The organism is Cnuella takakiae (assembly GCF_001953305.1).
GTDB lineage: Bacteria > Bacteroidota > Bacteroidia > Chitinophagales > Chitinophagaceae > Flavisolibacter > Flavisolibacter takakiae.
In genome coordinates, this window is record NZ_MTFE01000010.1 from 2,043,485 (window position 1) to 2,051,459 (window position 7,975).

Annotated in this window: 4 protein-coding genes; all 4 read right to left on the bottom strand. The window is 52.7% G+C overall.

Annotation, left to right across the window (positions count from 1 at the left end; genetic code table 11):
• Nucleotides 1-43: 43 nt before the first annotated feature.
• On the bottom strand, nt 44-2,599 hold the full coding sequence (locus tag BUE76_RS09000; RefSeq protein ID WP_158069943.1) for a PKD domain-containing protein: 2,556 nt from the start codon (nt 2,597-2,599) through the stop codon (nt 44-46).
• A gap of 210 nt (nt 2,600-2,809) precedes the next feature.
• Nucleotides 2,810-4,966: a TonB-dependent receptor gene (locus tag BUE76_RS09005; RefSeq protein ID WP_073042498.1), complete on the bottom strand. Its 2,157-nt coding sequence runs from the start codon at nt 4,964-4,966 to the stop codon at nt 2,810-2,812.
• Nucleotides 4,967-5,018: 52 nt separating this feature from the next.
• Complete coding sequence (gene add, locus BUE76_RS09010) at nt 5,019-6,008, bottom strand: adenosine deaminase (RefSeq protein ID WP_073042496.1); 990 nt, start codon at nt 6,006-6,008, stop codon at nt 5,019-5,021.
• A 130-nt stretch (nt 6,009-6,138) separates the two neighbouring features.
• Nucleotides 6,139-7,975 (bottom strand): UvrD-helicase domain-containing protein (locus tag BUE76_RS09015; protein ID WP_317043378.1); only part of this gene is annotated, 1,837 nt, incomplete at its 5' end.

Below are 7,975 nucleotides of genomic sequence, written 5' to 3' on the forward strand. Positions count from 1 at the left end.
AAGCACTAGATAAAACAAAGGCAGCCCACCGGCTGCCTTTGTTTTATCGTACCAACACAAAACTGCCTTTGCGCTGGATGATGCGGTTGTCGAAACTGGTACCGCTGGCAATAAATACATAACTGCCGGTGGCCTGCAGCACCCCGTTGATGCGACCGTCCCATCCCTGTCCGCCGGTCCTGGTTTCATATACCAGTTGTCCCCAGCGGTTGAATACCTGGAAGCGGTCAAGCGATTTCATGCCCAGCAGGATGGGACGCATGATATCATTGCGTCCATCGCCGTTTGGGGTAAAGGCCGTAGGTACCAGGATGTCGGCACCTGTTTTATACACCAGCACCCGCACACTATCCACTGCGGTACAGATGCCTTGCGACACAGAAACATAATAGGTAAGGACATCGGTGGTGCCATCGAGGGTAGCCACCGGGTTGGCAATAAGCGGATCGTTGAGGCCAATGGGCGGGTACCAGCTGTACCGCTCGCCGCCGGAAGCCTGCAGTTGCAAGGGTTGCCTGGCTACCACCACCGTGTCGTTGCCGGCCTGGGCAAAAATGCGGGGCGCCACCTGCACGATCACCGTATCACTTACAGGTTTGGGACAGCCCCTATTGTCGGTGGCTGTAAGTACATAAGCCGTCGTGGCGGCAGGACTGGCAATGGGGTTAAGGGTATTGGCATTTTGCAGGCTTGTTGCCGGCGACCAGGTAAAAGCCGCGCCAACAATATTGCCCCGCAGCTGCGCCGTTGTGCCGTAACAGATAAGGGTATCGGCGCTGACCTGGGCAATGGGGTAGGGTACCACCCGAACGGTGGTGGTAGCCTGTGCCTGGCAATTGCCCAGGTTGGCCAATAAGCGGTAGGTTGTCGTGGTGTTGGGTGCAGCCACTGGAAACTTGATTCGGGAGCTGTCCAGCCCTGCCGCAGGTGTCCATTGGTAACCCAGTGCCAGGCTGTTTGGCCGCAGCCGGATACTGTCGCCCTGGCAGATAGTGGTATCGGCAGGCAGGCTGACGCTGATAGCAGGCAGTACATTTACCCTTACCGTATCGGAAGCCACGCACCCGCTTTGGTTAAGCGTAACGATATAACTGGTGGTATCGGTAGGGAAAACCCTGGGCGTTGCGGTATTGGCATCCATCATCCTTTCATTGGGACGCCAGCTGAAACTACCCTGTCCCAGTGCCCGCAATTGCAGGGTGTCAATAGCGCAGATCAGCGTATCGCGGAAGGCCAGCGACAACTCGGGCCTATTGGAAGCGACTACCTGCCGGGTTACCGTATCAAGGCAGCCGAGGGTGGTACCCACAATGAGGGAAGCCGTATACGTGCCCTGCTGCGCAAACTTGTGGTTAAAGCTGGGCACCGTGTAACTGCTATCGGGGCTGATGCGCCAACGCCAGCTGTTTACCCTGCCGTAGGGTGTGGTACTGGTATCGGTAAAACTGAAGGGTATCTGGAAGCAGCTGCCGCCTACCGTAAAACCTGCCCTAAAGCCGGGGTATACCGCCACCGGTGCCGATGTACTGTCGGTACAGCCGTTGGCGGTAGCCACTTTAAGTTTTACCACGTAACGGCCCGTATCGGGATAAGTAAAATAAGGCTGGGGGTTCGAGGAGGTATCGGCATCGGTGCCGGCAACGCCAAAATCCCAGGTCCAGGAAACGATATTGCTGGTGAGCAATTCGTTTTCAAACATGAATTCAAAGCTGTCGCAATTGATGTATTCTTTTTTCAGCTGGGCTGCCGAAAGATTACAGTTGGCCACCTCTACCTGTACCTCTTTTTTGGTGGTGGCTATCAGCACGCCGTTACGGTATTCCATTGCACAAACCGATACGATGTATTTGCCGGTAGTAGGCGGTGCAATGCCCGAGATGATACCTGTTTGCGGATCAATGGTAACATCGGGGCCCAGCGGGGCACCCCCACTGTACTCGCTGCTATATACCACATCGTTGTAAGGTGGTGCCACTGGTGGGTTGGGCTGCCTGTTGCCCGAGGTGCCACCCGATTTGGCAGAACAGAAGGTATATACCAGCGAGTCGCCGTCGGGGTCGGCGGCGCTGAAGTCGAGCATAAAAGGGGCATTAAAACAGATCACCGCGGTATCGCGGGGGGCAAACTGCGGGCTTGCATTGATGTGGTAGTCTATGCCGTTGATAATACCCGGAATGGTGTTGGAATTGGTGCTGCCGTAGCTGCCCGAGTTTTGCAGGTTGATGATGCCATTGATGCGGCAGCATTCCTGCTCGGCAATGATATAACCGCCGGGGCGGTCCTCTACTTCTATGGCCTGCACATAGGTGGCTTCCACAAAGCATACCCTAGGTGCCGGTGTAATACAGCCGAAATCGACTTTCTGGATGTTTGTTTGGGTGCTTTTGGGAATAGTAACGGTGCGTAAAAGCGCATTGGTTGCGCCATCAAAAATGCCCAGGTACACATTGGCCTCGATAAACTGCACGCCGTTGCAATCGATATAGTGGGTGGCTTTTACCTCGTAGCGCGAGGTGCCGGGTGTGGCGCCAACACCCAGGTAGCGGTACGTGATCATGCCGCCTTTGCCATGAAGGGCCGCTGCACGAAAACCTGTCAAACAAAACAAAAGCAAGATTACCCAGTACCGCATGGTGTGCCTTTCTATTGGCTCTTACAATTTAAGACCCTTGTTCCAGATCGAACGCGAAAAGTCAGCGTTGTATTTTGCGCATGGCCAACCGCCAGTAGAAAAAGCGTTTTTTTACAAAGCTTGTAGTATCCATGGGGCGGGTATAGCTTATTCTTTGGGCTGCTCTTGGTGCAACTGCTACAATTTTACCTTTATTCCGCCATTGACTACAAATCCTTCCACCGGCGCATAGATATCCCTGAATACCGGGTTGTTGATGGTGCCAGTAAAAATGGAGTCAAACCTTGACTGCCGGGTATTGCTGAAGTTTTCGAAATTGACAAACAGGGAGTACCGCTCCCACAATTTTTCAATCATCAAACCTGTTATCCAGTAAGGCTTGCCAAAGCTGCCGTCATTTAATTTTTGCTTGCTGAAATGGTAGGCTTCGAGGCCTAGTTTTAACTTGTCTTCCACCTCGTACATCAAAACATTATTGAGCCGGTGTTTGGCTGTCAGCGGCAGGTATTCTTTAGTGCTGGCAAAATGGGTCTGGGCATCTGTATAGGTGTATCCGACAAACAACTTAAAAGCACCATAGGTTAACCGCAGGTTGGTTTCCATGCCTTTTGTATTCAGGTAACCAGGTGAATTTTGGAACTGCACTTTGCCGCCCGGAGCGCCTACCAATACCAGGGGATGGTTCAACCGGGTGTAAAAGAACAAATGGTTCAGGCTGAAACCCAGTCCGCCAAGGTTGGTGCGGTAGTTAATATCCCAGTTGCCACCTACCGAGCGTTCATTCCTGGAATGGTTAAGGGCTATGGGCAGCAGGTTTTGAAACTGTATTCTTTCCGCTTCTTCTGTAAAAATGGTGGGTGCCTTGTATCCAAAGCCGCCGCCAAAACGGGTGGTGATTTTGGGCGATACCCTGATCATTGCCGATGCCCTTGGCAAGAGCTCAAAACCAAACTCGTTTACATAGTCGCCGCGCAGGCCGGTTTCCAAAACAAAATGTTTGGAAATGGTCCATGCATTTTGGATGAATAAACCATAAGTATTGTAGTGGTAATCTCTTTTCGGATATGCCGTCTGGCCTTGCTCGGCCAGGTCATCGGTGAGTACATTAACGCCTATTACCCAATCCGCCTTTTGCCCGTTCCTGTTCCATGTAAGTTCTGAAAAGGACGATTGCTGCAAGGCATCGAATGTATAGGTTGGAACGGTAATAACCCGGTCAAAGCGGCTGTAACTGTTTTTGAACTGCAGGGCAGCCTGTTCACTGAGTTGGTGTGCAATACCCAGCTGCGTCGTGAAGCGGTCTGTGTTGTTCTTTTCAAAGAAACCGGAGCCATTGTTCTTGATATAATTGATGCTGCCCCCTGTACGGTCTTCGGTAATATAGGTCACGCCAAAATCCGCGGTGGTGTTTGTGCCATATAAAAACAACCTGGGGTTGATGGTGTAGCGCTCAAACTTCGGAATGGCGGTCAACCCGATACCGGCAGGGTCAAAAGGGCTGTTGCTGTTCCTTGATGCAAAAAGGGTCAGTCCTGCCTTGCCATAACGCTCGCTGTAAAAGCCACTCAGGTCGAGGCCGCCAGCCGTGGTGCCGTTGGCAAGAAAACTCAGTTCCTTTGCTGCACCCGGTGTTTTGGAAACCAGGTTCACCAAACCGGCAATTGCCCCGCCACCATAAAGGGTAGATGCCGCGCCTTTAATTACTTCCACCTGCCGCAGGTCGAGGGGTGCAATTTGGAGTATGGACAGGCCGCCAGAAAACCCGGCATACAAAGGGTAGCCGTCTTTCAGCAGTTGTGTATAGCGGCCTTCCAAACCCTGTATCCGGATACCTGCATTAAAGGAAGTAGCAGAAGTTTGCTGGGTCTGTATCCCGGTGCTTTCGTTCAGCATCATCCTGATATCACCGGGCTTCATGTTGCTTTTTTCGGTCAGCTCTTCGCCGGAGATCACTTCTACACGGGTAGGTATATTGGCAATGGTCCGGCTGATGCGGGTGGCGCTCACCACCACTTCTTCTTCCGCTTCTTCGCCTTCTTCCAATAGAACTTCAATTGCTGCATTATTGGGTTGCGGCACGGTTACAGTAAGTTCCTGTTCCGATAGGCCGACAAAGGAAACCTTGATTGCATAAGCGCCTGCTGGAATGTTTGCAAAAGTGACGATGCCTAGGCTATCGGCAATGGTTGTCCTGTTCAGAAGGCTGATGGTTGCGGTAGCACCGGCAAGGGGCGTTCGCTCTTTGCCATTCTTTATGGATAGGGTGAGGGTATGTTGTGCATGCGATATGATGGCATACAACACTGCCATGGATAACAAGAGTATATTCTTCATTTGGTGTACATAGGTTTAGCGTGATAATAGAATCCTGGAGGAAGGGCTGTTATCATATGGCTGCGGAAAAGCCTGCCAGCAATTTTTTTTTGACAGTGGCTTTGACCGCTTCGGGTGCAAAGCTATGCTCAATCGCTTCCAGGTTGCATTTCAAGAAATGGGCTTTTTCCCAGCCAAACTGCTGTTGCATGATCTGATACTCTTTTTCCAAGGTAGTATCCGATATGGTGCGGGCATCGGTATTGATGCTCATGGAAACGCCGGCTTTGTAAAGGCGGTCGGCAGGGTGATTTTCGATGCGGTCCACCACGTTGGTTTGTACATTGCTGGTGGGACAAACTTCCAGGTGGATATTATGTGCTTTGAGGTGTTGTAAAAGTGCGGGGTCTTCCACGCTGCGCACCCCATGGCCAATACGACTTGGATGAAAATGGTTCAGGGTTTCCCAAACTGAGTCGGCACCGCGGGCCTCACCGGCATGTGCGGTACAAGGAATACCTTTTTTACGGGCATATTGGAAAGCCGCGATGTGGTTGGTGATGGGAAAGCCCGCTTCGTCGGCGGCAATGTCGAAGCCCACAACCGGGCTGCCTTTGAAGTGTTCCACCAGCTTCACGGTTTGCAGGCTTTGCTCCCCGGTATAATGACGCAGGGTACACAAGATCATGCCTGCCTGCACACCAGTTTGCGTCATGCCTTCCAGTACGGCTTCATTTACCGCCTGCACCACTTCTTCGGGCTGCAGGCCCTCGTACACATGCTGAAGCGGTGCATACCGTATTTCGGCATACAGCACATGGTCGGCTTGCAGTTGTTCCATCAGGTCGAGGGTTACCAGCCGCAGCTGTTCCTTTGTTTGCATCAACTCAAAACCCCTGATGGCACGGGTGATATAATCAGCCAGGTCGGTGCACTTGGGCGGGGCAATAAACGACTCCCGGTATTGTTCATACGTAATTTGGGGCGCCAGCTGCTGTACTACCTTATAAGTCAGCGAACAGTCGAGGTGGAGGTGGAGTTCTACTTTGGGGAGGGAGGGCATGATGAGTGATGAGTAATGAGTGGTGAATAGTGAATGGTGAATAGTGAATGGTAGGAGGGCGGCGGGGCTTGCAGCTTGTGGCTTGTAGCTTACAGCTTGCAACCTGCAGCTTGTGCCCTGCAACCTGCTCTTATTCCCAAAGCCCCAATTTCCGTATCCTTGTTGCCACATCACCACGGCTGCGTTCGAGCAGTCGTTCCATATCGTCGAGGGTTGCGCCTGATGCTACCAGGCGGGTCAGTTCTTCATCGGTTTCCGCCGTCCACGATTGGTAGCGGCGGCCCCGGTTGACGGTGCGTTCCCGTGGTGCTGCTTTTTGCTTGGCGGCACTACGGTTGTATTTGGATTGGTCTTCCTGCTGTTCCTTCTTCCTTTCGGCCTGCCAGGAAGGCGGCAGCAAGCTAATATGTGCTGAAGGGGGAAAATCTTTGGGTACCAGGTTCTCTACCAGCTTCAGGTGGTTGCGGGCACGGGTGATGGCCACGTATAGCAGGTTGATCTCCTCGTTGAGGCGGCCGCGGTCCAGGTCGTTGTTGGTTTCTTCCTCCACTACTTGCTTCAGCTTTTTTTCATTCAGGAAATCGGGGGCCAGCTCCACCACATCGTATTCCATGCCCTTGCAGCGGTGCACGGTAGAAAATACCAGGTCGGCCTTGGCCTTATCCTCGTTGCCTACATGTTTGTCGCGGATGGTTTGCAGCAGGCCGGGAATATCGTTCTCGTACTGCTTTACTATTTCCAGCATCATACCCAGCTGGGCATCTTCGGTTTTCTCCACATAATCTTCCAGCTCGGTGAGGCTGCCCATGCTTTGCAGCAGCGGGTCGCGTACATACTGCTTTTTGCCGTTGTACAGGTGCAGCACATCGTACAGCGATGCCCCCTCATCGGCATAGGTGTAGGAGTTGAAATTGCCTTCAAAATGGATATGCTTTACCGGCTTTTCGGCGGTTACGGCTTCGATGGCCTTGAGCAGCAGGCCCAGGTTGCTGCGGGCAATGACGGCCTTTGTTTTCTGCGTTTTTGTTTTGCCTAAACCTTCCAGTTCCACCTCGGGCACTTTATCGGTTATATGGGCTTTCCAGCCCAGCACCGCACGGGCAAGGGCGGCAATGTCTTCGCCAAAGCGGAAAGATTTGGACAGGTGCAGGGTGGTAAAATCGGCCTGCTCCAGCGAGTTGACGGCATAACGCCAGCCATATATCTGCTGGTGGGTATCGCCCACAATCACCTTGGTGGCAGGTTGTTTCAGAAAGATGTCGAGCATGGCCGCCGATGCATCCTGGGCTTCGTCAAACAGAATAAAGTCGAAGGGCAGGCGCGGGTTACCCAGTTGGAATTTCTTCAGGTAAAAGTCGTGGGTGATGGCAATATCGCCACGGTCCATGCGGGCCAGCAGTTGGCGGGTTTGCTGCTCGATGTAGGGGTAAACATTTTTGACAAAGGTCCTTGCCGTGGAATCGCTCACCACATCGAGGTAGTTGAGTTCCTGTACCCGCGAAGCACGGCTGTTGCAGAAATAGGTGATGAACTTGTTGATGTGGTTGGCCACAATGAACTCGGCATGTTTTTCCCCATTGCCCTGCAATCCCAGCAGGGTAGCAATTTCGTTGGTGCGGTAACCCTGCTGCCTTACCTCGTAGCCGTGCTGGAAAACAACGTGGCGGTAAGCAAGCGAGTGGGCCGTTTCCACCCGCACATTATCCAGGCCCAGTGCGGCAAAGCGCCGGGCCGCTTCCAGTTTCACGGTTTTGTTAAATGCCAGGTACAATATCCGCGACCCGGCAGGCCGGGTACGGGCATACTCAATAATGGTGGTTGTTTTTCCCGAGCCCGCTACTGCATTTACCTTAATATCACCTTTTGAACGGATAATGGCTTCCTGTTCCGCAGTTAATTTCATCACGGGGCGAAGGTAGTTGGAAGACGGGAAAGACGGGAAAGACGGGAAAGACGGGAAAGACGGG

Bases quoted from the DNA above. Each gene is read 5' to 3' on its own strand.
- BUE76_RS09005 (WP_073042498.1), bottom strand. From the start codon at position 4,966: ATGAAGAATATACTCTTGTTATCCATGGCAGTGTTGTATGCCATCATA.
- add (WP_073042496.1), bottom strand. From the start codon at position 6,008: ATGCCCTCCCTCCCCAAAGTAGAACTCCACCTCCACCTCGACTGTTCG.